We start from the raw sequence: 24,242 nt of genomic DNA on the forward strand, positions 1-24,242 counted from the left end.
ATGGCTGTAAACGGCGTAACTGGCTCATCAACCACGTCGGCCTCGTCAACTGCGCGATCAACGATCGCGCAGAACTTTGACACATTCCTGTCGATTCTGACGACGCAGCTAAGAAACCAAAATCCGCTCGACCCCTTGGATACGAACCAGTTCACCCAACAACTGGTTCAGTTCACTGGGGTTGAGCAGCAGCTCAAGACCAATGACTTCTTGGAAGCTCTGCTGGCCAATACGCAGAATCAGGGTCGCGTCGATGCGGTCTCCTATATTGGCAAGGAAGTGACCGCCTCGGGCAAAACTGGGGAGCTCAAAGAGGGCGGGGCGATGTGGACGTACAACGCCGCCTCACCCGTCGCCAACGCGACGGTCACCATCAAGAATGCGACAGGCAGCGTGGTCTATGTGGAGCAGGGCTCGCTCAATGCGGGCGTCGGCAACTTCCTCTGGACCGGAGCGGGTTCGGACGGCAACAAGCAGCCCGACGGCGTCTACACAATCGAGATCACCGGCACCAATGTGAGCGGCAACGCCATTTCGATATCGACCTCCAGCGTTGGAGTCGTCACCGCCGTCGATTTTAGCGGTGCTGAGCCGGTCCTCACCGTTGGACGCAACAAGGTCGCCCTCAAGGACGTCACCAGCGTGCGCAGCACCGGCCAAGTGACGACACCGCCACCCGCCACTGGCAGTTGAAATAGACTGCCGTGTGCAGGCCAAAAGCTGTCCGCAATCACACGCTACTGTTAACCTATTGTAAGTTTCCCCTTAGGGGTATTTTAAGGCCACTGCCCTACTCTCACCATCATATGGTCAGGTTTGAGTAGAGAGTAAAATGACCGTACAGATGCGTCCTCGCGTGAAGTACGTTATTGGCCCGGATGGCAGCCCGCTAACTATTGCGGATCTGCCCCCAGCCAATACACGACGGTGGGTTATCCGTCGGAAGGCCGAAGTTGTTGCTGCCGTTCGCGGTGGGCTGCTAAGCCTAGAAGAAGCATGTGAGCGTTATACGCTCAGCGTCGATGAGTTTCTCAATTGGCAGGCAGCCATCGACAAGCACGGCCTTGCGGGGCTGCGCACCACTTGGATTCAGCATTACCGAGAGGGATAAAATGCGTAGGGCTCCGGCCCAACTTGGGTTTCCCACAGTTGCATCTTCCCTAGACCCTCAAAAAGGGTCAGTCACAAGTCTGCCACAAATCTTAACCCGCCGGCGAAAGCTGGCGGGTTTTCGCATTGTAAATCCACAGCTTATGACGAACGTGCCTCCCCAGCAAATGCTTGGGTGGCAGGCAGTTATTGCCGGGTATTTGCAAAATGCGGCAATCGGTTAACACCTTGTTAACCATCAAATAGGTAAATTTTGCCCAGCGGTTGGTGGGGGCTCCAGCGACCGAACGAGTCGCAGAGTGAACGCGTGGAAACCTTAACTACATTTATCAACCGGATCGGAATGGCCCGCCTTGCGGCAATGGCTCTCGTTGCGGTTCTCATGCTCGGATTTTTCGGGTTTCTTATCATGCGCGCCCAGACCCCAAATCTGGCGCCCCTCTATTCTGGATTAACGTTAGAAGATTCATCGGCAATCATTACCGAGCTGCAGACGCTCAACATGCCGCACGAAATTCGCGGCGACGGTGACACCATTCTGATCCCGCGCGATCAGATCACCACCGTCCGTATGCAGCTTGCTGGCGAAGGTCTGCCGACCCGCGGCCAAGTGGGCTATGAAATTTTCGACCAGCAGTCGACGCTCGGCGCGACCAGCTTTGTCCAGAACATCAACAATGTTCGCGCCCTTGAAGGCGAACTCGCACGGACCATCACGTCCCTGACCCGCATCAAAAGTGCGCGCGTGCATTTGGTTCTGCCAGAGCGTGAACTATTCCGTCGCGAACGCAAGGATCCTTCAGCCTCCATCGTACTTTCGGTCCGCGGTCAACTTTCGAACAACGAAATTCGCGCCGTTCAGCACATGGTCGCCTCGGCCATTGAAGGCCTGAACCCAACCCGCGTCTCCATCGTAGACGACCAGGGCAATCTGCTCGCCTCGGGCGCCGAAGGCGACGAAGGCAGCCTCGTTACCGCCAAGAATGAAGAGCGCACGCTTTCTTATGAAAACCGCATGCGCACCCGCATCGAAGACATGCTGGCAAACGTGGTTGGTGCAGGGCGCGCCCGTGTTGAAGTTGCAGCAGAGCTCGACTTCAATCGCCAGACCGTAACGCAAGAAACCTTTGACCCAGAAAGCCAGGTTGCACGTTCTATCCAGTCGCGTGAAAGCGAGACCCTGTCGAACGGCGCAAATGGTCAGGTCACGGTTGCAAACGAGCTTCCAGGCGCCAGCGAGAACGCTGCCAATGGCTTTGCTGAACAGGGCACCTCGCTCGAAGAGACCACCAATTACGAAATCAATCGTACCACCCAGGTAGCCACCACTGAGCCGGGTGCTGTTAAGCGCCTCTCCGTTGCTGTGGTTGTGGACGGTAGCTATGCCGACGACGGCAACGGCAACCTCGCCTACAATCCGCGTAGCGCCGACGAAGTCAGCCAAATTTTGACCCTTGTTCGCTCAGCAGTCGGCTTCTCGGCAGAACGTGGCGACACTGTTGAAGTGGTCAACATGCAGTTTGCCGAACGCCCAGGCCTTGCTGGCGTCGGCACCGACAACACCGCAGGCCTTCTCGACTTCACCCGTGATGACCTGATGAATGGCGCCGAAATGGCCGTCACCCTGCTCATCGCTCTGGCCCTCGTGTTCTTTGTGATGCGCCCTCTGCTCAAGAAGGTTCTGAGCCCAGAAACCGAAACGCTTGCTTTGCCCGAAGCAGCTGAGCTCGGCAACCACGCCGTCCTCACTGCCGACGGACAGCTGCTCGACGAGCAGTTGCTCCAACCCAAGGACAAAACCCCAGCGTGGGTGGCTAACGCCAAGTCCATGGGCGAAACCCAGCTGCAGACGCTCAAGACCGTCGGCACGCTCGTTGAAGAAAACCCCAAGCAGGCCGCACTTATCGTGCGTGACTGGCTCGGCAGCGCGGCGTAATCGAAATGACCCTCGTTTCTCAGTCTGGCAAAGATCAGAACCTTCAAATCGGCGCCGGCGCACTCTTGCAGGTTGGCGGTCAGCAGCGCACCCTTAAGGGCGACGAGAAGGCCGCAGCCCTCGTCCTCGCGCTCGGTCCTGATTACGGCAAGCCCATTTTTGACGAACTCGACGAAGTCGAAATCCGTCAGCTTTCCCGCGCCATGGCTCGTCTGGGCCCGATCACGCAGGAAATGCTCGACGATTTGATGATCGATTTCGTCACGAACATCTCCTCGCACGGCAATCTGACCGGCACCACGGACTCCACTGAACGCTTGCTCCTCTCCTTCCTGCCGCAGGAACGTGTGGACGCGATCATGGAAGAAATCCGCGGTCCGGCTGGCCGTAATATGTGGGAAAAGCTGTCGAACGTTCAGGCGGATGTTCTGGCCGCCTATCTCAAAAACGAATACCCGCAGACCATCGCTGTGGTGTTGTCCAAAATCGATCCGGACCACGCCTCCAAGGTCCTCGCCGTCCTGCCAGAAGAATTGGCGATGGACGTGGTGCAGCGCATGCTTGGCCTCGACCCTGTGCAGAAGGAAATTCTCGAGAAAATCGAGAACACGCTGCGCGTCGAGTTCATGTCCACGCTCAACCACCAGAAGCGTCGCGACAGCCACGAACAGATGGCTGAAATCTTCAACGCATTCGATCGTCAGACTGAATCGCGCTTCATTACAAGTCTTGAGGAGATTAACCGAGACGATGCCGAGCGCATCAAAGCGCTCATGTTTACCTTTGAGGATCTGGCACGGCTCGACACGTCGGCCATCCAGACCCTGCTTGCACGCCTCGACAAGCGTGACCTCGGTATCGCCCTTAAGGGGGCCAGCGATACCGTCAAGGATGTGTTCTACCGGAACATGTCTGGTCGCGCTGCCAAGGTCTTGCAAGACGATATGCGCGATATGGGCCCGGTCCGGCTCAAGGATGTTGACGAAGCCCAGACCCGCTTGGTGGCAACGGCAAAAGATCTCGCGGCCAAGGGCGAGATCGTCATCCTTAAGTCCAAAGCCGACGACCAGATGGTGGCTTAACCATGGCCCAACCGGTCCGCTATCTTTTCGATCTCGATCTGGGCGAAGAACCTGGACACGTGATCAGACATGTTCCTGCCGAAGCGGAAGCACCCGCTCCGCCACCAGTTCCCTCAATCCCCGAGGATTTGGTGGCGCAGCTGATAGCCGACGCCAAACGCGAAGCGTTCGCTGAGGGTGTAACACAAGGCGAACGCAATGCTGCCAACACCGCAGCACAGACCATCGCCGCACTCGGCACGACACTAGCGACCCAAGTGGCACCCTACGCCCAGGCGCTGGATGAAGCCATCCTGCGCCACCAGTCAGAAGCCGCAAGCTTGGCACTGGCTGTTAGCAAAAAGCTCGCGCATCAACTCGTCGCACGCCAGCCGACGGTTGAGCTCGAAGCTTTGATAGCAGAGTGCCTCGAAGGCTTAGGGGCCGTTCCGCACCTTGTGGTGCGGTGCCACCCCGAAATGGCCGACGCTATTCGCGAGTCAGCCACCCAACACGTCAATGCCACGGGTTTTGCCGGGCGTTTGGTAATCATGGGTGACGAAGACATTCGCCTTGGCGATGGCCGTATGGAATGGGTCAATGGCGGTATCGTACGCGACATCGGCCAAACAACCATTCAAATGGAACGCCAAATTTCTGACTATCTTGCTGCGCGTCAGCGCAACCCGAATGCGAAGGAGAGCGGTTAATGGCCGATCCTGACAACACACTAGAGAGCCTGCTCGACGAAATGGATGCGCCCGAGCGCGCCGAACGCGACGTCACCTATGTCGAACGGACCGCGGGCGACCTCGAGGCCGTTTTTGACGTACCAGTACGCGTTTCGGTCGTTCTCGGCCGGACCAAAATGCCTGTTTCTCAGCTGCTCAAACTCGATACCGGGACGGTCATCGAGCTCGACCGCCAAGTTGGCGAAGCCGTGGAAATCTATGTCAACGACCGCCTAATTGCTCGTGGTGAAATCGTGCTGGTCGATGACCGGCTGGGTGTCACCATGACCGAAATTATCAAGCCACAATAGGAGCTCTGCCATGCGCCTTCTCATTATCGGTGCGCTTGAGGGTCAGCTCTCGACGGCAACCAAAATGGCTATGGATGGGGGAGCCAAAGTCGCTCACGCCCCCTCGGTTGAGATTGCGCTGGCTTCGCTTCGTTCTGGCAAAGGGGCTGACCTGCTGCTGGTCGATGTCATGATGGACATCACCGGCCTAATCGCCGCTCTGGAAGCAGAACGCATTGTTATACCGGTCGTCGCCTGTGGCGTCGAAGCCAATGCCGCAGCAGCGGTCAACGCGATCCGCGCCGGAGCCAAGGAATACATTCCTTTGCCACCCGACGCGGAGCTCATTGCCGCTGTCATTTCCGCAGTTGCACGCGAAAGTTCGGACTTCCTCTTCCGCGATCCATCCATGGAACGCGTTGTCCGCATGGCCGAGCAGATCGCTGGCTCGGAAGCCTCGATCCTGATCACCGGTGAGAGCGGCACGGGTAAGGAAGTTGTGGCCAAGTTCGTCCACGCTCGTTCCAAGCGCGCCAACAAGCCGTTTATCTCGGTCAACTGCGCCGCGATCCCAGAAGCTTTGCTCGAATCCGAACTCTTCGGCCACGAAAAGGGCGCCTTCACCGGCGCGGTCGCGCGCCGTATTGGCAAGTTTGAAGAAGCCTCTGGCGGCACATTGCTGCTCGACGAAATTTCAGAAATGGATGTTCGCCTGCAGGCAAAGCTGCTGCGTGCCATTCAGGAGCGCGTCATTGACCGCGTCGGTGGCGGCAAGCCAGTCCCGGTCGACATCCGCATTCTCGCGACTTCGAACCGCAACCTCAGCGACGCTGTGCGTGAAGGCTCGTTCCGCGAAGACTTGCTCTTCCGCCTCAACGTTGTGAACCTCAAGCTGCCTCCACTGCGCGAGCGGCCGGGCGACGTTGTCATTTTGTCTGAACACTTCGTCGCGAAGTACGCCAAGGCAAATGGCATTCCGCCGCGCCAGCTGTCGCCTGAAGCCCGTGACGCCCTCGTTCGGGCTCCATGGCCAGGCAACGTCCGTGAACTGGAAAACACGCTTCACCGCGCTGTGCTGCTGTCTTCTGGCGACACCATTGGTCCCGAGTCGATCGTTTTGCCAGACGGCATGGGTCTCGCTGAGGCAGCCCGTGCTACCTCCCCGGCTCAGATGGCGGCTCAAACGGCCCAGGCGATGAATCGCGCCATTGTTGGGCGCACCGTTGCCGACGTCGAACGTGACCTCATTCTCGATACCTTGGATCATACGCTAGGGAATCGTACCCACGCGGCAAACATTCTGGGGATTTCTATCCGCACGCTGCGCAATAAGCTCAACCAGTACACCGATGAAGGGTTACATGTTCCTGAGCCAGGCGAACGGCGGAGCGCTTAAAGGAGCGGTTGTGCAGAACCACGAGTTAATCGGAATGCAGCGAAACGAGCGCTATGCGCGGACTTCGTTTATCGCGGCCAAGCCGTTCGTGAGCGAGCATGACTGACCAATCCACGAATTCGCGTAACAATTTTGGTCTGCCCGATCTCGGGCAGATCCTACAAGTCCTACGCTCGGGCGACGTTGCCCTAGCCGCCGGCGTCATGGGTCTGATCGTTATCCTGATCGTCCCACTGCCCGCTATTCTGGTCGACCTACTCCTGGCCATCTCGATCGTCTTCTCTGTGATGATCCTGATGACTGCCCTTTTCATCCAGAAACCTCTGGAATTCTCCTCCTTCCCGACCGTTTTGCTGATCGCGACCATGTTGCGTCTGGGTTTGAACCTAGCCACAACGCGCTTGATCCTGTCGGAAGGGCACAACGGCACCGCTGCAGCCGGTCACGTTATTGAGGCCTTCGGCAACTTCGTGACCCGTGGCAATTTCGTCATCGGGACGGTGATTTTCATCATCCTGGTGATTGTGAACTTCATCGTTATCACCAAGGGTTCTGGCCGTATCGCCGAAGTGGCGGCTCGCTTCAGCCTCGACGCTATGCCCGGCAAGCAGATGGCGATCGACGCTGACTTATCCGCAGGCCTGATCGACGAAGATACCGCCAAAAAGCGCCGTGCCGAGCTGGAAGGGGAAAGCGCCTTCTTCGGTAACATGGACGGTGCGTCCAAGTTCGTACGCGGCGACGCGATCGCTGGCCTGATCATTACCTTTATCAACATCTCTGCCGGCATTCTTATCGGCGTGATGCAGCAAGGCTTGGACTTTGGTGAAGCTGCGAATGTTTACACGCTTCTCACCATCGGCGATGGCCTGGTTTCCCAGATCCCAGCCCTGATCGTGTCGACCGCAGCGGGTATCCTGGTGTCCAAGTCCGGCGTTGCCGGCGCGGCTGACAAAGCTCTTAGCTCGCAGTTCTCTGGCTATCCGCGCGCCCTTGGCATGTCCGCTGCTGTTATGGCCATGCTGGCTATGTTGCCCGGCATGCCGGTTATACCGTTTCTGGCGCTCGCAGGCGGCGTCGGCTATGCCGCGTTCCGCGCCTCAAAGTCGAAAGCTTTAAGAACGGCCGATGACGCAGCAAACGCCCTCAAGAAGTCGGCGCTGCCCGGACCCGGCGGCGCACCGGGCCTTCCGGCCAATGCTCCCGGCTCACCTTTGGCTGAGGCTCCGATCAGCGACAGCCTCAAAATCGACGATCTCAAGCTTGAACTGGGCTATGGCCTACTGAGCCTTGTACGCGACGATGGTAATGGTTCGGATCGTTTGACTGAGCAAATCAAGGCTCTGCGTCGCCAGTTGGCGATGGAGCTTGGTTTCGTCATGCCGCCTGTCCGCATTCTCGACAACATGCAACTTGAACCCAACGACTACAAAGTTCGGATCAAGGAAGTTGAAGCAGGCGCAGGGCAGATCTTTGCGAACCAGTTGATGGTTATGGACCCCTATGGCAACAAGATCGACCTCCCGGGCCATTCCACTGTGGAGCCAACTTTTGGCCTGCCCGCAACTTGGATCGATCCCGCTTTGCGCGACGAGGCAGAGCTGCGCGGCCTTTCGATCATCGACCCGTCCACCGTCATATCGACCCACCTGACCGAAATCCTCAAGGCCAACGTCTCCGATCTTCTCAGCTACGCCAATGTGCAGTCTCTACTCTCCGGCCTGCCGAAAGATCAGCAAAAGCTCGTGGAAGACATCATCCCGAGCCAGATTACGGTTTCGGGGATCCAGCGCGTCCTGCAGGCTCTCTTGGCCGAGCGCATCTCGATCCGCGATCTGTCGACCATTCTCGAAGGCATTGCAGAAATCGCCGGTGCAGGTCGCTCTGTGCAGGCCATTACCGAGCATGTTCGCTCGCGCCTATCGCGCCAGATTTGCGCAGCCAATCTGGGTCAGGATGGCAGCTTGCCGCTGTTGACCCTCTCGCCACAATGGGAACGCGACTTCGCTGAGGCCATGGTTGGTGACGCGGATAACCGCCATCTCGCTATGGCCCCATCCAAACTGCAGCAATTCATTTCCGGCGTGCAAGCCGCTTATGAAAAGGCAGCGCAGGCGGGCGAAATGCCAGTTCTGATCACATCGCCTTCAATTCGTCCGCACGTTCGCTCGATCGTAGAGCGCTTCCGTCCGCAGACCTTTGTGATGAGCCAGAACGAAGTTCATCCACGCGTTCGCCTGAAAACAGTCGGCAGCGTCTAGCGCCATGCCCCTCTTGGTCGTTACAAGAGGGGCATGAGCACCACTATTCTTTCCGTTCCGGTTTTTTCCACCCTCTGCAACGCCGCCTTCGGCCTGCGCAGGGAAGTTTTCGTATGGGAACAAAAAGTCCCCGAAGAAGACGAAATGGATGACTATGATCTCACCGCAACCCATTTCGTCGCCATCCAAGAGGGCGAAGTTGTAGGCACACTGCGGCTGATCTTTCTTGATGAGCACGTCAAAATCGGCCGGGTGGCCGTGCGACAGAGCTTCCGGGGACGCGGGATAGCCAAGGCCATGCTTCGTGCAGCCATGAGCGCCGCAGCCGAACAAGGGCACGACCGCTTCTTCCTTGGCGCCCAATCCGACAAACTAGGCTTTTATGAAAGCTTGGGGTTTGTTGCGTTTGGGCCTGAGTTTGAGGATGGCGGCATGCCACACCGAGCCATGCGCACCTATGACAAGGATACTGCGCAGCTGATCGATTAGCGGATCGTTAATCATTAACACGCCCTTGAGGTGCTGCTTTAGATAACTTCCGATAAGCTAAGGATGTCGATGCAATGTCGGCTCCTAAGTGCACAAACATTGCGCGCGTCATAATCATCCCCTGCCCTAGCGCAGGCGCGGAAGATTAAATGATATGAGCCCGTTAACGGGAGGCAGAGAAGGCCGGCGTTGGCATCCAACGACCGGCTTTTTCATTTTCACTAAACCGACAAAGTAAATTTTAACGGAACGGCTGCCGCCGAAGACGCGTTGTTTCAAACATAATGGGCCGCACGGTGCGCCACAGCCAAGTTTTGCACCGCACGGCCCTGTTCATCGCAACGACGAACCATTGGAGCTTACAATGATCCGCACGCTTTTTGCTACTACCGCACTGACCGCTGTTTTGAGCATGGGTGCCATTGCCCAGGACGCCGTAGTGGTCGCCCCAGCAGAACCAACCGTTGGCCAGAAGGTCGACAATGCTCTTGATGCGGCCGGTAACGCCATGCAGAACGCCGGAGATGCAGTTAAGGACGCTGCACAGGACGCGGGCGCCGCTGTCGATAACGCCGTAGACAATGCAGGTGCCGCCGCGAACAATGCTGCTGCCAATGCCTCGGCTGCCGCAAATAATGCAGCGACCGACTTGGCGCATGCAACCCGCCAGCCAATCGATCTGGCGACCGGTTACGTCGTGCTCGACGGTGATGCCGTCGTCAGCAAGCTGATCGGCGCGCCAGTTTACTCAGACACCACCGACACTGCTGAAGAAATCGGTACAGTGAAGGATCTCGTGATCGGCCTTGATGGCTCGATCCAGGCCGTTGTTCTGGGCGTTGGCGGTTTCCTCGGCATCGGTGAAAAGAACGTTGCTGTCGATTTCACCGCCCTCGACCACGCGATCGCCTTTGACAACACCGAACGTTGGGTCATGCCAACAACCGCCGAAGCGCTGACCAGCGCCCCAGACTTCGTTTGGGAAACCGATGCTGTTGTTGCTCCAGCAACCGAAGTGACCCCAGCACCAGCGATGTAATCTGATCTCGAGAGATCAAAAGCAATAGGCCCGCTACGGCGGGCCTATTCGTATTCTTTAACCTGTATTTAGCGGCGATAGCGCAAGCGAGCGACTTCGTCGTATTCAGCCTGCTCGAGCTTGTTCTGCTCATCACGTTCACGCTGGTGCTCGCGCTGATCAAGCAGCTCGATCTTCTTGAGCTCCTCGAGCGCCTCGGCCAGCGCATCCTGCGCCGCTTCCAGTTTCACCCGCATATCGTTTGCCGAGGCGAGCAGATTGTCTCTACGACCCATCGCTGCCTTAGCAAAGGTTGAGTATGCGAAGTGAGCAATATCGGTAATACCGGTTTTGCTTTGTTCGATCTCGATCTGCTGATCGAGTTCGGTGGCCATGCGTTCGAAGTCGGCGATCATCATTTCGATCTGGGCGACTTGGCGACGCTTCTCATCCACCTGAAATTTCTTGAGTCTAATCAGACTCTCATTGCGCGACTTCACGACCTGTACTCCTTACACACCAAGTCAGTTCCGGAGCCCTGCCATACACGCATTGCTCCATCAGCCCCGTGCATCCGCTTCAGCGATAATCTCAGCCAGCCCGGCATAACCGTCCTGGATCGATGTCACCTCATCCCGTCGCTGGCTCAAAAAAGCCTCAAGCTTCGGGTTGATAGCGATTGCGCGGTCCACAAGCGGATCTGACCCTTTCCGGTAAGCCCCCAGCCGGATCAGCTCCTCCATGTCCGAGAAAATGGACATGAGTTCTCGCGCTCGTGTCAGGGTTGGTCGCACCTCTTCAGGCACGCACCCCGGCATTGTACGCGAGATGGACCGGAGCACATTGACGGCAGGGTAACGTCCCCGCTCGGCAATGCCGCGCTCCATCACAATGTGCCCATCGAGAATCCCGCGCACGGCATCCGCAATTGGCTCGTTGTGATCATCACCTTCCACCAAAACGGTAAATAGACCTGTAATAGAACCCGTCAAAGGCGTTCCTGGCCCCGCTCTTTCGAGCAAACGAGGCAGTTCTGTGAACACTGTGGGCGGATAACCCTTCGCGGTCGGCGGTTCACCAACAGCCAGCCCGATTTCACGCTGAGCCATAGCAAAGCGCGTCAGACTGTCCATCATGCACAAGACGCGTTTGCCCTGATCGCGGAAATACTCCGCCAGAGCCATAGACATATAGCATGCCTGCCGCCGCATCAGCGCCGCTTCGTCCGAGGTCGCCACCACAACGATAGCGCGCTTGAGCCCCTCTTCGCCGAGATACTCGCCGATAAACTCATGCACTTCGCGCCCACGTTCACCGATCAAACCGATGATGGAAACGTCGACGTCCGTATTGCGGGCCAACATAGACATGAGCACCGACTTGCCCACGCCCGAGCCAGCAAAAATACCCATGCGCTGCCCTTCACACATCGTGGTGAAGGTGTTGAGGCATCGCACGCCAAGCTCGATAGGCTCACCAACACGGACACGGTCGTGAGCGGCCAGCGGCGACTGACGCAGCGGATAGGATATAGCCCCACGCGGCAAAGGCCCCTTGCCGTCGATCGGCTCGCCATTCGCGTTCACAACGCGCCCGAGCCAGGCCTCACTCGGATTTACCGCGCCATCATGGCGCCGGAAAATCGCCTTGCAGCCTAGCCGCACCCCACCGAGCTCGCCAAATGGGAGGCAAAGCGCATGACCGTCCCGAAACCCGATGATTTCAGCGAACAGCACTGTGCCGTCGCTGTTGATGATCTCAACCCGACCACCGACGCGCAATTCACGCACAGGGCCGGCAACCTCGATGAGCAGGCCTTGCACGGATTTCACCCGCCCAAAAACCTCCACTTCCTCGACCGCGTCTATGGCTGAGATAAGGGCCTTCATATTTCCTATATGCGCTCCATATGGCCGTCGCGCGGTAAAGGTTACCGGGGAGAGCGAATCGGCATGCGTAATTCCTCACGAGGGTAACTGAACGTTAACTGAAAATCGCTATCAGCATTCATGATTGGGGATATGTGTCCCCTGCCCAGACTTGGGCGAAACCCTTACCCCCACCGCCAAATGCCTGAGTCGAGAGAGTCCATTGAAGGGCTTTCTTAACGTAATGCTTTAAGAATTTTTCAGGCAATTTTCCTAAGTTTTTCAACGATTTAAACTTAATTCACCCTAACGCGTTTTGCGTATTGCGGATCAGAATTAAACTTTGTTAACTAATTGCACTTAGGGTTCAGTCATATCCAGTAGGGTTGGAGCGGAAAGGGCAATCTGGCCTTGCCTACCGCAAGTTCCAGCAGGAACGACATGACAAGGGGATTATAATGCGGGTACTCCTTATTGAGGACGACAGCGCGACAGCGCAGAGCATCGAACTGATGCTGAAGTCCGAAAGTTTCAACGTCTACACCACCGACCTCGGTGAGGAAGGCGTGGATCTTGGTAAACTCTACGACTACGACATCATTCTTCTGGACCTGAACCTGCCCGACATGAGCGGGTATGAGGTTTTGCGCACGCTTCGCGTCGCTAAGGTCCAGACGCCAATTCTGATCCTTTCGGGTCTGGCTGGCATCGAAGACAAGGTCCGCGGTCTCGGCTTTGGCGCCGACGACTACATGACCAAGCCTTTCCACAAAGACGAACTCGTGGCCCGCATCCACGCCATTGTCCGTCGTTCCAAGGGCCATGCCCAGTCGGTCATCTCGACCGGTGACCTGCTTGTTAACCTCGACACCAAGACCGTCGAAGTTCAGGGTCAGCGCGTTCACCTGACCGGTAAGGAATACCAGATGCTGGAACTCCTTTCCCTGCGTAAGGGCACGACCCTGACCAAGGAAATGTTCCTCAACCATCTGTACGGCGGCATGGACGAGCCCGAGCTCAAGATCATCGACGTGTTCATCTGTAAGCTTCGCAAGAAGCTCTCGGTTGCCACCGGTGGCAAGAACTACATCGAAACCGTTTGGGGCCGTGGCTACGTGCTGCGCGAGCCCGATGAGGCAGACGTTTACAGCGAGAACGTCGCTTAAATCTGATCCCCCAGATCGTTCCAAAAACCTCGTGCTCAACAGCGCGAGGTTTTTCTTTATGGGCACCGCCATCGGAACTGGCGCGCGCCTGATGTCGTTCCGCTTTCAAACACGCTGTTGAGAGCAGAACCATGACCGACCTATCGCGCCGCCTCCGCGAACCTCTCCCCCTTGTGCTACTGGTCTTAGCTGTCGCTGGCTGGATTGCTTTCGTAGCCATGTGGATCAACGCAGGCCTTTCGGACCGCCAACAGCAGGGGACACTTGCCCTGCTCACAAGCGAGCGCGATCAGCTATCCGCCACCTTGGCGGAGCGTGACCGCACCCATGGGCAAATTGCGCAAGCCAATGCCAAGCTTTTGGATGTTGAACAACAGTTGGGGTCGGTGAGCACCGCGTTCACGGCAGCTTCAACCGAACTCGAAGCCCGCCAGAATGAGTTGGCACAGGCCGTCACACACCTCGAAGACACCAAATCTGCAACGCAGGGCCTGATCGAACAGGCTGACGCCGCTAAACAATTGCTCAATGAAGCAGCGTCGCGGCAGGCCTCTATCCAGGCGGAGACGGAGTCTGCCTCACGTCAACTCAGCGAAGTGGACACGCGCTTGACGGAGGCGCGTCGACAAGAACAGACGGCGACAACCAATGTTGCGCAAATGGCCCAAGAGGTCGCCACGAACTCAGCAACTCTTGCGGACCTTCAGTCAGAACTACAATCCTCACGAACCGAGCTCCTTGAGGCTCAGGACCGCCTCGCGCAAGCAAAGCTCGCGACGGAAACGGCGAACGCAGCGGCACAAGAGGCTCAGGCTAAACTGGCAGATCTGACGCAGGCCAAAACCACTCTTGAAACTCAGGTCGCGGCCTATTCAGAGCAGATCACAACGCTCCAACCGCAGGTCGAAGAGCTGACGCGCAACCTTACACAACGCTCAACGGCGTTACAGAGCGTCGAAACCAATATCGCTCAGGCCATAGCGCCGAGCCTAAATGGAACGACATACGAAACACAGCGCGGACTCAAGCTGACATTGCTCGATACCGGCAGCTTCACGCTCTCCGATAGTCTCAACCGCCAAGTTTCCGGACGCTTTGTTATGGCAGAGGGAGAGCTGACCTTAAGCGAGGCCAGTGGACGGCTGGGCGCAGCCCAGTTCCCGATGACCTGCCCTTACTCAGAAGCCGAAGATGGCTTCACACTTGGCCAAGCTGAGGGCTGCGTCTTGTCTGACCTCACTTTTACCAGAGCAGACCCGCTCTAAGCAGAGAGCAATTGCGGGTCGAATTTGATCTCTAGGAACTGGCGATCAAAAGGCTTCATCATGTAGTCATTGGCTCCCGCCTTTAGGGCGAGCGCAATGGCGCCAATGTCGTGTTCAACTGTGCAATAGATCACGCGAGGCTTTTCACCACCAACATAGGTACGCAACAGCTTGATGAATTCGAGGCCACTCATGATGGGCATGTGCCAGTCCACCAGCACGGCATCAGGCATGGTCTCGCGACATTTCTCGATTGCCTCCTGACCATCCTCGGCCTCGTCGACAATATAGTCGAGATCTTCCAGGATCCTGCGGGCAACCTTACGGACGACGCTAGAGTCATCAACGATTAGGCACGTGCGCATAAAAAAGCCCCGGAACGAATGTCGTTCCGGGGACTATGCAGTCTAACTGGTTGGCGAAAGGTTATTAAGCCTGCTCAGACGCCGTATTTCCTGCAGTCTCAGCTGATTTCATCTTTGGCGTTGCAGTAAAATAGAACTGCTCATTTTCAAGACCGATCGTCAGTTCCATATCGGTCATGCGCGCGAGGAGGCCCGTATAGAATGGCTGAATGCCACGCGCATCAACATAACCCTCTTCAGGAATGCCCATGACCAGACCCGCTGCGCCCGCAGGGACCAATGTGCGCTGACGCTTTTCGGTGTCGCTCTTTGAATAAAACTCAAACTTTTCTTCGCCGGTCCCGCCAGAGATCTTGGCGGTTACCTGACCACCGCGCGGCACCGAACCTGCTGCGATCAGCAGCATGTTCATGAAGAGCTTTGCCTTATGCTTTGGCAGCAGGATCAGTGGCACATTCCACTCAAGATCGGCCTTTTCGACCTCGAACAGAATGCGCGCAACGCGTTCGCATTCGCGTGTGTCGATATCGGTGCCCGAAGTTGACGACGCGCCATAAGCCAAACGAGCGAACTCAAGCTTTGCTCGGCTCTGCGTGGCCGCGTTGGCGATCAAATCGCGCGCGCCTTCCGCCATTTCACCCTGCGAAGGGTCTGCAAGCACTTCTAGGCCATTACCAATTGCGCCAATGGGATTGATGAGATCGTGGCAAACGCGCGAGCAAAGCATAGCCGCCAGATCAGTTGCATTGAGCTCAATGATATCGGCCATGCGCCTATGCTCCAAAGCTTTATGAGGAATCAGTTCAGGGGAAGAATAAAGGTCGTTTGTCGAACGCACTACCGTATTGAAAGCGTTTTGGACAATGTGACCCAATGTTCAGCGCCTTTTAAGGCTGCCGCATCTGGGGCTAAGAGGAATGCTTCCCGATTAGCCGCCGAATAGAATAAGAACAACCGCCCTTTAAAAACGGTGTAGATTTTGGGATCGGCATCAGAAACGAAGCCTCGTGCCATGCTCATGCCACCATGCCCCCCATATTGTGGGGAGTAGACTTCGGGATGGCCCATAAACACCTGCATATTTGCCTCGTTGGCAAACTGCCAGGGCACCCCCATCCAAGTGTACTCATACTGAGGCTGACCTTTTAATGGTGCAGGGTCAGTAAAATAGGAGACTGGATCCATGCCCTCAATGGCAACGCCAGTGAGGGGATCGGTGAGAATATAGGTGACGAGTGATTGCGCCTGTGCAGGCGCAAAAACGGCCGAAACCAGCCAGAAGAATGGCAGGAAGGCGGCGATCATGGTTAAGTTTTGTTTAGAGGTTTGCTTCATCATGAGGACGATCGAGTGGCAGGCCGGCGCATCTCCAGTGTGGCGGCAAGACCTTAAAGTCTTCGTAAGACGCATGCCTCGAATAAGGGAGTTTTATGTATGTTCAAGCGCCTAACCCAGCTGGCAGCGTTTTTAGCCGCAGTGGCGCTGTCCCCCGCTCCCACTTATGCACAGGGTTCTCTCAGCGATACTTACTCTGGTCAGGAACTTGTCGAGAGCGGACAGCAATTCTTTGGCAGTGCCGCCCAGGGCCTCGCCTCGGTTGTTGAGAAGGCAGTGAGCCAGTTCGGCCTGCCCAATGGCTACGTTCTCGGCGAGGAAGCTGGCGGCGCGCTGTTCCTCGGCGCCAAATATGGCGAGGGTGTCGTTCACACCCGCAATGCCGGTCAGTTCCAAATCTATTGGCAAGGCCCAAGCATCGGCTTCGACATTGGCGGCGATGGCTCCAAAGTCATGATGCTGGTCTATAACCTCAATAACGTTCAGGAAATTCTTGGACGTTATCCGGGCGTCGATGGCTCCGCCTATGTGTTTGGCGGCTTCGGCATGACTGTCACCAAGCGCGACAACGTTGTGATCGTTCCAATCCGCTCCGGTGTCGGTGCGCGCCTTGGAATTAACGTTGGCTATCTCAACTTCACAGCCCAACCCACCTGGAATCCCTTCTAGATAGGCCCCTCCCCTTTAATCAAGCCGAAGCGCGCTTTGGCTTGATCGTGACGGCGGCTCAAATTCTCGCTAAGATTGGGGAACGCCAAAGGCTATAACGCCTTGTAGAATTGCTGTGTCCGGGTGCACCTCGAGCTCTCAGCGCAGCCGGAGAGTTGGCTTTATGTTGGTCGAGAATATTATGTACTTCGTTTTAGGCCTGCTGCTTGCAGGGTTGATGGCCTTGGTCATCATGCCCGCAGTCTGGCGCCGCGCAGTACGCCTGACCAAGCGCAGAATTGAAGCGGCCACGCCAATCTCTATGGCCGAATTTCGAGCTGACAAAGATCATTTGCGCGCCGACTTCGCCCTACAAACACGCCGACTTGAACTCACAATCGAAAGTCTGCGTCAGCGCCTTTCCGAGCAATTGGGCGACGTTGCACAAGCGCGTGTTGACGCCGTCCAGATCAGGACGGAACGCGAGCAACACGCAGCCTTCAGCGCTGAAGGCGAAAAGCGGGAGTCCCTGCTGCGGGCGCGCGTCGCCGAGCTGGAAAAAGAAGTCGCAAGCCTCAATCTTGATCTAAGACGCTTTAGCCGTGGCGAAACTGAGCCCCGTGAGCAAGCCACGCCCATTGAGCTGAGCGAAGCCGAGGCCAGCCTAAATCGCGCAGAAATGCGCCTGAACGCGATTTTGACCAAGCCATCAAAGGCCAACGAAGTCGAAACAGGGCAAAGTCTGCTGGCGGACGAATTGTCGAGCCTTGAGGCGTCCGACGCATTGCGCAAGCAGGTCTTGGCGCTCGAAACCAGCATTAACGAGACTTGGGCGAGCGATGATTTCGATGAAGCGGTGCTTCGGCGCGAGTTGATGGATGTTGCCAGCGGCATCAGCCGCTTGGTCTATGCCGCCGAAGAAAAACCAGCTGTCACCGTCATCGAAGAAAGCCTGTTTGATCGTATCAAACGCTTTGCCGACGATGGCGAAACCGAAGATCTCCTGCCCGCACCAGCTGTCACCCAGCGCGGAACAGTGACTGATCGATTGGCCGCACTGCGCGAGCTGCGCGGCAACTAAACCTTAGAGCTTTGCGATCTCGATCGTGCGCAGCAGTGTGCCAGTGCTCGAATCGTAAACATTGAGCAGCGTGCTTTCGCCTGCGCGATAGGTAACCTGAACTGTGCCGTCGATATTAAGTGAAGAGAGAACTTCGCTACCGACAGGCACGCTGACTGTGGCGACGGTGGCAGGCGGCGGTGCGTCGCGCATCACGCGATAGACAATTGCAAAGCCAATCGCCATAAAGCCCAACAACATTATGCTGATCGACCATGCGAACGATCGGCGTGCTTTGCCAAACGCAGCCTTGGCTTCTGGCGACAATTCCATGTCGGCATTATCGGGCTGGTTCTGATCAGGATTACTCATGGCTGACGATACCGATTTCGAGGTTGAGGGCGAGCCCGTAGAAATTTCTATAGACGAAACACTTGCCGGTGGTCGCCTCGACGCTGTTCTGGCCAAGGAACATGATGTCCTTAGCCGTAGCCGCATCAAAGAACTCATTCTCGGCGGCGCTGTTTCTATCGACGGCAAGCCCGTAAGCCAACCCAATTATCGGCTAAAGGCCGGTGAAACTATTGTGCTTCAGGCCCCGCCTCCGGAAGATCCAGAGCCACAGGGCGAAAATATCCCGCTCGAAATCCTGTATGAGGACAATCACCTCATCGTCATTAACAAGCCAGTTGGCATGGTTGTGCACCCAGCGCCCGGCTCGCCGAACGGCACGCTTGTCAACGCTCTGATCTACCATTGCGGAGACAGTCTCAAAGGCATTGGCGGCGTCAAGCGGCCCGGCATTGTCCACCGTCTGGACAAAGACACGTCCGGCGTCATGGTGGCCGCAAAAACCGAGAAGGCCCACAAGCACCTTTCCGCCCAGTTTGCGGACCATGGGCGCACCGGTCCCCTGCACCGCGCCTATATCGCCTTCGCATGGGGCACCACCCAATCAGGTCTGGGCACCGTCGATGCTCCATTGGGCCGCGATCCGGGTAATCGACTGAAACAGGCTGTGTTGAAGAGTGGGCGCGAAGCGATCACCCATTATGCTGTGGAAGCGCGCTATGGCGGCGAGGGCTGGGATGTGACACGCATCCAGTGTCAGCTTGAAACGGGCCGCACCCATCAGATCCGTGTGCACATGACCCACATCGGCCATCCGCTCGTGGCCGATCAGCTTTACGCGCCCGGCTACGCGACCAAAGTCAATCGTTTGCCCGAAGAGCTCGCAGACATCGTCCGCAATTTAGGTCGACAGGCGCTTCACGCTGCCGAGTTGGGCTTTGAACATCCCGCCACTGGCGAAGAAATGATGTTCGATGCCGAACTCCCTGATGATTTGGCTGAACTGGAAGAAGCGCTGCAAGTCTATGACAAGGCGCTAGCGCGATAGTCACCAGACTGTGTCGGAACAATATCCAAACACTAGGAGTTCTGCCTAGTCGGCAAAGTTCGGTTCGCATTGAGAGGATTGTGCGCGGCATCGCGTTCAGTCCTCTTAAAATTGCCAAACTGTGTCCTATATTGAGGCTACATCCACTTCTGTGCCGACATGGATGGGAGTGGTATTTCTGCCCGCGCTAAGTGGGGGATGCTGAAAGGGGTGCGTATAAATGGCCCAGACCAATTTGCCTGTACTCTCGTCTGAGGGAGGCTTGAGCCGTTATCTTCAAGAAATTCGGAAGTTCCCAATGCTGGAACCCGATGAAGAATACATGCTCGCCAAACGCTATAAAGAACACACAGATCCTGCCGCAGCGCAAAAGCTGATCACCAGCCATTTGCGCCTCGTCGCCAAAATTGCCATGGGTTACCGCGGCTACGGCTTGCCAATTTCGGAAGTAATTTCAGAGGGCAATGTCGGTCTGATGCATGCGGTTAAGCGTTTTGAGCCCGAAAAGGGGTTCCGCTTGGCCACCTATGCCATGTGGTGGATTAGAGCTGCGATCCAAGAATATGTCCTGCGCTCTTGGAGCTTGGTCAAAATCGGCACGACCGCTGCGCAAAAGCGCTTGTTCTTCAACCTTCGCAAGGTGAAGGGACAAATTGCGGCGCTCGAGGATGGCGCGCTCCATCCTGATCAGATCAAGCAAATCGCGACAACACTCAAGGTCACCGAAGCCGATGTGGTCCAGATGAATGCTCGCCTTTCGGGTGATGCGTCGCTGAACTCGCCCATGCGCGCTGACGAAGGTTCTTCAGAGTGGCAGGATTGGCTTGTCGATGACACGCCAGATCAGGAAACCACGCTTGGCGAGACCGAGGAATACACCGAACGCATGGGCTATTTGAACCAGGCAATGGAAGTCCTTAACGATCGCGAACGTGCCATCTTCCAGGCCCGCCGCCTCAAGGAAAGCCCCTCAACGCTTGAGGAATTGGCCCAGCAATATGACGTGAGCCGCGAGCGTATTCGCCAGATCGAAGTGCGTGCATTTGAAAAAGTGCAAGAAGCAGTTCAACAGGCTGCTCGAACTCAATAATAAGCAGTGCCCCTTGCTTTGGGGCACTGATCAACAAGGGTGCACGATCCGAAATACCGGCGAGTTGCGATTTTCATTAACGCTCTCGCTACAAAAAGACTGGACATCTCGTCCAGAACGGAACAGGCATCACCCTTGTAACACCCCACGCGGGGACTTACATTTGCCCAATACCCGGCGCTCTCCGCGTCGGCCTCTCCGGGACAGGATTAATGAACGGAAATTTCCGCAACTTTGCCATCTGGCTGGTCGTACTCTTCATGTTGATGGGCCTATTTCAGGTCTTTCAATCGACATCGCGGACCTCGAACGTCGGCGAAAAGAGCTACAGCCAGTTCGTCTCGGATGTTGATGCGGGCCGTGTCACCAATGTGACCATCACAAATAACGTCGTTTCCGGCGTTTTGAATGATGGCACCCGCTTTGAGACGATCATTCCTCAGGGCGCAGATCTCGTGACGCGCCTCGAAGAACGCAATGTCGGCATCACTGCTCGCGCCCCTGAATCGAGCCCATTCTGGTCCATCTTGCTGTCCAGCTGGTTGCCGTTCATCGTCATCATTGGCGTGTGGTTCTTCTTTATTCGCCAGATGCAGGGCGGCGGTCGTGGCGGCGCGATGGGCTTTGGTAAGTCGCGCGCTAAGCTCCTGACCGAAACCCAGGGCAAGATCACCTTCGAAGACGTCGCTGGCGTTGATGAAGCCAAGCAGGACCTCGAAGAAATCGTCGAATTCCTGCGCGATCCAGGCAAGTTCCAGCGTCTGGGCGGTCGTATACCGCGCGGCGTACTGCTTGTCGGCCCTCCAGGTACTGGTAAGACCCTGCTCGCCCGTTCGGTGGCAGGTGAAGCCAATGTGCCGTTCTTCACCATTTCCGGCTCTGACTTCGTTGAAATGTTCGTCGGCGTGGGCGCATCGCGCGTTCGCGACATGTTCGAACAGGCCAAGAAGAATGCGCCGTGCATTATCTTTATCGACGAAATCGACGCCGTCGGTCGCCAGCGTGGCGCCGGTCTTGGCGGCGGTAACGATGAACGCGAACAGACCCTCAACCAGCTCCTCGTCGAGATGGACGGCTTTGAAGCCAATGAAGGCATCATCCTGATCGCAGCGACCAACCGTCCGGACGTTCTCGACCCTGCGCTTCTGCGTCCAGGCCGCTTTGACCGTCAGGTCGTTGTGCCGAACCCAGACGTTTCGGGTCGTGAAAAGGTCCTCAAGGTTCACGTCCGTAAGGTGCCACTGGCCCCAGACGTTGACCTCAAGGTGCTCGCGCGCGGTACTCCGGGTTTCTCGGGTGCGGATCTGATGAACCTCGTCAACGAAGCTGCCCTTATGGCCGCTCGTAAGAACAAGCGCTTCGTCACCCATCAGGAATTCGAAGACGCCAAGGACAAGATCATGATGGGCGCAGAGCGTCGCACCATGGCCATGACCGACGACGAAAAGAAGCTGACCGCCTATCACGAAGCTGGCCACGCCATCATCGCTCTCAAGGTTGCTGGCATCGATCCGATCCATAAGGCGACCATTATCCCACGCGGTCGCGCGCTGGGCATGGTGATGACCCTTCCAGAAAACGACACCTATTCCTTCAGCCGTGAAAAGGCGCTTGCGCGTCTGACCATGCTGTTCGGTGGCCGTGAAGCGGAAATCATAAAGTTTGGTCCTGAAAAGGTCACATCGGGTGCATCTGGCGATATTCAGATGGCAACAAGCCTAGCGCGTTCCATGGTTATGGAATGGGGCATGAGCGAACGCCTCGGTCGTGTGCGCTACAAGTCCAATGATCAGGAAGTCTTCCTCGGTCACTCGGTCACCCAGTCGACCAATATGTCGGATGAAACCGCCAAACTGATCGATCAGGAAGTACGCAAGCTTATCGAAGACGGCGAAGCGTCTGCTCGTGACATTCTCACGACCTACCACGACCAGTGGGAAGCGATTGCACAGGCCCTTCTGGAATTCGAAACCCTCACCGGCGACGAACTCCGTGCCCTCATGGATGGCAAGCAGCCCGTCCGTCCAGATGATGGCCCGTCTGCTCCAAAGGCTTCGGGCGTTCCCGCGGCTGGCAAGGGTGCAAAAAAGCAAAATGACGGCGGCGAAGAACCAGGCATGGAACCGCAGCCTGAAAGCTAACGCTTAATCTCTACGCCTTAAAAGGGTCACCTAAGGGTGGCCCTTTCTCTTTGTGGCCGTCTCGGCTATTCCACTCCAAGTGGTATTCTAAAAACAACACCAGTGAATCGGGAGCGAAACATGGCGCGCAAATATTTTGGTACCGACGGCATCCGCGGTTTAGCCAATGGCGACAAGCTCACTCCTGAACTCGCGCTCAAGGTCGGCATGGCCGCTGGCACCAAGTTCGTGCGCGGCGATCACCGCAATCGCGTCGTTATCGGCAAAGACACGCGCCGCTCCGGCTATATGATCGAACAGGCTTTGACGGCGGGCTTTACCGCTGTCGGCATGGACGTCTATTTGCTGGGCCCAATGCCCACACCTGCTGTTGCCATGTTGACCCGATCCCTGCGCGCCGACTTGGGCGTGATGATCTCGGCCTCGCACAACCCCTATGACGACAACGGCATCAAGCTTTTCCGCCCCGACGGCTACAAGCTCTCCGACGAGCTTGAAAAAGAAATCGAAGCACTGATTGACAGCGACATGTCCCGTCACCTCGCCAAGGGGCGTGACATCGGCCGTGCGCATCGTGACGAAGAAGCGCGCACGCGCTACATCGAATACGCAAAGCGTACCCTGCCCCGCAGCATGGATCTGTCAGGTCTACGGATCGTCGTCGACTGCGCCAATGGCGCTGCCTACAAGGTCGCTCCAGTCGCGCTTTGGGAGCTGGGTGCAGAAGTTTTCACCATCGGGGCCGAACCCGATGGTTTTAACATCAATCACAAGGTGGGCTCGACCGCGCCAGACGCTGTTGCCGCCAAGGTCAAAGAAGTCCGCGCCGACATCGGCATCGCTCTCGATGGCGACGCTGATCGCGTGATCATCATTGACGAGAAGGGCCGCGTCGTCGATGGCGACCAGTTCATGGCTGTCATCGCTGAAAGCTGGGCAAAGCGCGATATGCTCGTCGGCGGCGGCATTGTCGCCACCATCATGTCGAACCTTGGCCTAGAACGCCACCTAGCCAAGCTCGGCCTCAAGCTCGAACGCACTCAGGTGGGCGATCGTTACGTACTCGAGACCATGCGCTCCAAGGGCTACAACGTCGGTGGCGAACAGTCCGGGCATATCATCTTGTCCGATTTCACCACCACGGGCGATGGCCTCGTTGCCGCGCTCCAGCTGTTGGCGGTCCTCAAGGAAGAAGGTGGCAGCATTTCCTCGATCTGCGCCCGCTTTGAAAAAGTCCCGCAGCTCTTGCGCAGCGTCAAATTCAAGTCCGGCAAGCCGCTTGAAAACAAGCAGGTAATTCAGGCCATTGCAGATGGTCAGGCGACGTTGGGTGAAGGTGGCCGAGTGATCGTACGCGCCTCCGGCACAGAGCCGGTCATTCGCGTTATGGGCGAAGCCGATGACGCCTCACTGGTTGAAACCGTCGTCAGCCAAATTGAGACAGCAATCAAACAAGTCGCCTAAAGCATTTAAGGGGCGCTCATTAAGTATTTGTATTTTTATTGAGCCCCAGCACTTTATAATTTTGCATAGTTAAGCGGTTAGGTTAAGAGCGCTTTAATGAGTTCTGCGCATATTGCAGGAGACAACTGGTCTCGTGGCAACCGAGGAAC

At 56.7% G+C, this 24,242-nt stretch carries 24 protein-coding genes; 18 read left to right on the forward strand and 6 right to left on the reverse strand.

All coding sequences use genetic code 11. The features are described 5' to 3' along the window. The 10 genes from JHL21_RS09835 to JHL21_RS09880 all read left to right on the forward strand — a co-directional run bounded on the left by JHL21_RS09835 (position 1) and on the right by JHL21_RS09880 (position 10,313). Positions 1–693: a flagellar hook assembly protein FlgD gene (locus tag JHL21_RS09835; protein ID WP_182394347.1), complete on the forward strand. Its 693-nt coding sequence runs from the start codon at positions 1–3 to the stop codon at positions 691–693. Positions 694–832: 139 nt separating this feature from the next. Beyond that, a complete protein-coding gene (locus JHL21_RS09840; RefSeq protein ID WP_035085775.1) occupies positions 833–1,111 on the forward strand; it encodes a DUF1153 domain-containing protein in 279 nt (92 codons plus the stop codon). A gap of 306 nt (positions 1,112–1,417) precedes the next feature. Then, complete coding sequence (gene fliF / locus JHL21_RS09845) at positions 1,418–3,046, forward strand: flagellar basal-body MS-ring/collar protein FliF (RefSeq protein ID WP_199531878.1); 1,629 nt, start codon at positions 1,418–1,420, stop codon at positions 3,044–3,046. 5 nt (positions 3,047–3,051) lie between these two features. Further along, complete coding sequence (gene fliG / locus JHL21_RS09850) at positions 3,052–4,128, forward strand: flagellar motor switch protein FliG (protein ID WP_199531879.1); 1,077 nt, start codon at positions 3,052–3,054, stop codon at positions 4,126–4,128. A gap of 2 nt (positions 4,129–4,130) precedes the next feature. Next, the gene (locus JHL21_RS09855) at positions 4,131–4,817 is read left to right on the forward strand and encodes a FliH/SctL family protein (protein WP_199531880.1); all 687 of its coding nucleotides are present in this window, start codon (positions 4,131–4,133) and stop codon (positions 4,815–4,817) included. A 41-nt stretch (positions 4,818–4,858) separates the two neighbouring features. Further along, positions 4,859–5,149, forward strand: a complete 291-nt coding sequence (gene fliN, locus JHL21_RS09860; protein ID WP_248308976.1) for a flagellar motor switch protein FliN — start codon at positions 4,859–4,861, stop codon at positions 5,147–5,149. Positions 5,150–5,159: 10 nt separating this feature from the next. Next, complete coding sequence (locus JHL21_RS09865; RefSeq protein WP_200213212.1) at positions 5,160–6,524, forward strand: sigma-54 dependent transcriptional regulator; 1,365 nt, start codon at positions 5,160–5,162, stop codon at positions 6,522–6,524. Positions 6,525–6,622: 98 nt separating this feature from the next. Then, on the forward strand, positions 6,623–8,785 hold the full coding sequence (flhA, locus tag JHL21_RS09870; RefSeq protein ID WP_200213213.1) for a flagellar biosynthesis protein FlhA: 2,163 nt from the start codon (positions 6,623–6,625) through the stop codon (positions 8,783–8,785). A 33-nt stretch (positions 8,786–8,818) separates the two neighbouring features. Continuing rightward, complete coding sequence (locus tag JHL21_RS09875; RefSeq protein ID WP_200213214.1) at positions 8,819–9,274, forward strand: GNAT family N-acetyltransferase; 456 nt, start codon at positions 8,819–8,821, stop codon at positions 9,272–9,274. Positions 9,275–9,638: 364 nt separating this feature from the next. Continuing rightward, positions 9,639–10,313 carry a PRC-barrel domain-containing protein gene (locus JHL21_RS09880; RefSeq protein ID WP_248305979.1) on the forward strand — a complete coding sequence of 225 codons (675 nt, stop codon included), beginning with the start codon at positions 9,639–9,641 and terminating at the stop codon, positions 10,311–10,313. A gap of 68 nt (positions 10,314–10,381) precedes the next feature. Here the strand turns inward: JHL21_RS09880 and fliJ are convergent, their stop codons facing one another. Continuing rightward, entirely contained in the window at positions 10,382–10,792 is a 411-nt protein-coding gene (fliJ, locus tag JHL21_RS09885; RefSeq protein WP_169195359.1) for a flagellar export protein FliJ, read from the reverse strand. A 60-nt stretch (positions 10,793–10,852) separates the two neighbouring features. Further along, a complete protein-coding gene (fliI, locus tag JHL21_RS09890) occupies positions 10,853–12,181 on the reverse strand; it encodes a flagellar protein export ATPase FliI (protein WP_200213215.1) in 1,329 nt (442 codons plus the stop codon). A gap of 437 nt (positions 12,182–12,618) precedes the next feature. Here fliI and ctrA point away from each other — a divergent pair, with 437 nt between their 5' ends. Beyond that, the gene (gene ctrA / locus JHL21_RS09895; protein ID WP_169195357.1) at positions 12,619–13,326 is read left to right on the forward strand and encodes a response regulator transcription factor CtrA; all 708 of its coding nucleotides are present in this window, start codon (positions 12,619–12,621) and stop codon (positions 13,324–13,326) included. Between the two features lie 131 nt (positions 13,327–13,457). Further along, positions 13,458–14,591 (forward strand): hypothetical protein, encoded by a 1,134-nt coding sequence (locus JHL21_RS09900; RefSeq protein ID WP_200213216.1) that lies wholly within the window; start codon positions 13,458–13,460, stop codon positions 14,589–14,591. Here the strand turns inward: JHL21_RS09900 and JHL21_RS09905 are convergent. The 3 genes from JHL21_RS09905 to JHL21_RS09915 all read right to left on the reverse strand — a co-directional run bounded on the left by JHL21_RS09905 (position 14,588) and on the right by JHL21_RS09915 (position 16,294). Then, positions 14,588–14,956 (reverse strand): PleD family two-component system response regulator, encoded by a 369-nt coding sequence (locus JHL21_RS09905; protein WP_182394349.1) that lies wholly within the window; start codon positions 14,954–14,956, stop codon positions 14,588–14,590. The genes JHL21_RS09900 and JHL21_RS09905 overlap by 4 nt on opposite strands. 64 nt (positions 14,957–15,020) lie before the next feature. Beyond that, on the reverse strand, positions 15,021–15,725 hold the full coding sequence (locus tag JHL21_RS09910) for a histidine phosphotransferase family protein (protein ID WP_200213218.1): 705 nt from the start codon (positions 15,723–15,725) through the stop codon (positions 15,021–15,023). Between the two features lie 68 nt (positions 15,726–15,793). Further along, positions 15,794–16,294, reverse strand: coding sequence for a YHS domain-containing (seleno)protein (locus JHL21_RS09915; RefSeq protein WP_169195353.1), 501 nt, complete (start codon positions 16,292–16,294; stop codon positions 15,794–15,796). A 96-nt stretch (positions 16,295–16,390) separates the two neighbouring features. Between JHL21_RS09915 and JHL21_RS09920 the strand changes: the two genes are divergently transcribed. Both JHL21_RS09920 and JHL21_RS09925 read left to right on the forward strand, forming a co-directional pair. After that, positions 16,391–16,960, forward strand: a complete 570-nt coding sequence (locus JHL21_RS09920) for a DUF1134 domain-containing protein (RefSeq protein WP_169195352.1) — start codon at positions 16,391–16,393, stop codon at positions 16,958–16,960. Between the two features lie 163 nt (positions 16,961–17,123). Then, positions 17,124–18,020: a hypothetical protein gene (locus JHL21_RS09925; protein ID WP_200213219.1), complete on the forward strand. Its 897-nt coding sequence runs from the start codon at positions 17,124–17,126 to the stop codon at positions 18,018–18,020. A 3-nt stretch (positions 18,021–18,023) separates the two neighbouring features. Here the strand turns inward: JHL21_RS09925 and JHL21_RS09930 are convergent, their stop codons facing one another. Continuing rightward, the gene (locus tag JHL21_RS09930) at positions 18,024–18,371 is read right to left on the reverse strand and encodes a hypothetical protein (RefSeq protein ID WP_169195350.1); all 348 of its coding nucleotides are present in this window, start codon (positions 18,369–18,371) and stop codon (positions 18,024–18,026) included. Between JHL21_RS09930 and JHL21_RS09935 the strand changes: the two genes are divergently transcribed. From JHL21_RS09935 to glmM, 4 genes are all read left to right on the forward strand, one after another. Beyond that, a complete protein-coding gene (locus JHL21_RS09935; protein WP_199531890.1) occupies positions 18,370–19,398 on the forward strand; it encodes an RluA family pseudouridine synthase in 1,029 nt (342 codons plus the stop codon). The genes JHL21_RS09930 and JHL21_RS09935 overlap by 2 nt on opposite strands. 220 nt (positions 19,399–19,618) lie before the next feature. Beyond that, complete coding sequence (rpoH, locus tag JHL21_RS09940) at positions 19,619–20,488, forward strand: RNA polymerase sigma factor RpoH (RefSeq protein WP_169195348.1); 870 nt, start codon at positions 19,619–19,621, stop codon at positions 20,486–20,488. 212 nt (positions 20,489–20,700) lie between these two features. Continuing rightward, positions 20,701–22,629, forward strand: coding sequence for an ATP-dependent zinc metalloprotease FtsH (ftsH, locus tag JHL21_RS09945; protein WP_200213224.1), 1,929 nt, complete (start codon positions 20,701–20,703; stop codon positions 22,627–22,629). 120 nt (positions 22,630–22,749) lie between these two features. After that, entirely contained in the window at positions 22,750–24,093 is a 1,344-nt protein-coding gene (glmM, locus tag JHL21_RS09950) for a phosphoglucosamine mutase (RefSeq protein WP_169195346.1), read from the forward strand. The last annotated feature ends 149 nt before the right edge of the window (positions 24,094–24,242 follow it).

Source organism: Devosia sp. WQ 349K1 (genome assembly GCF_016595685.1).
Classification (GTDB): Bacteria; Pseudomonadota; Alphaproteobacteria; order Rhizobiales; family Devosiaceae; genus Devosia.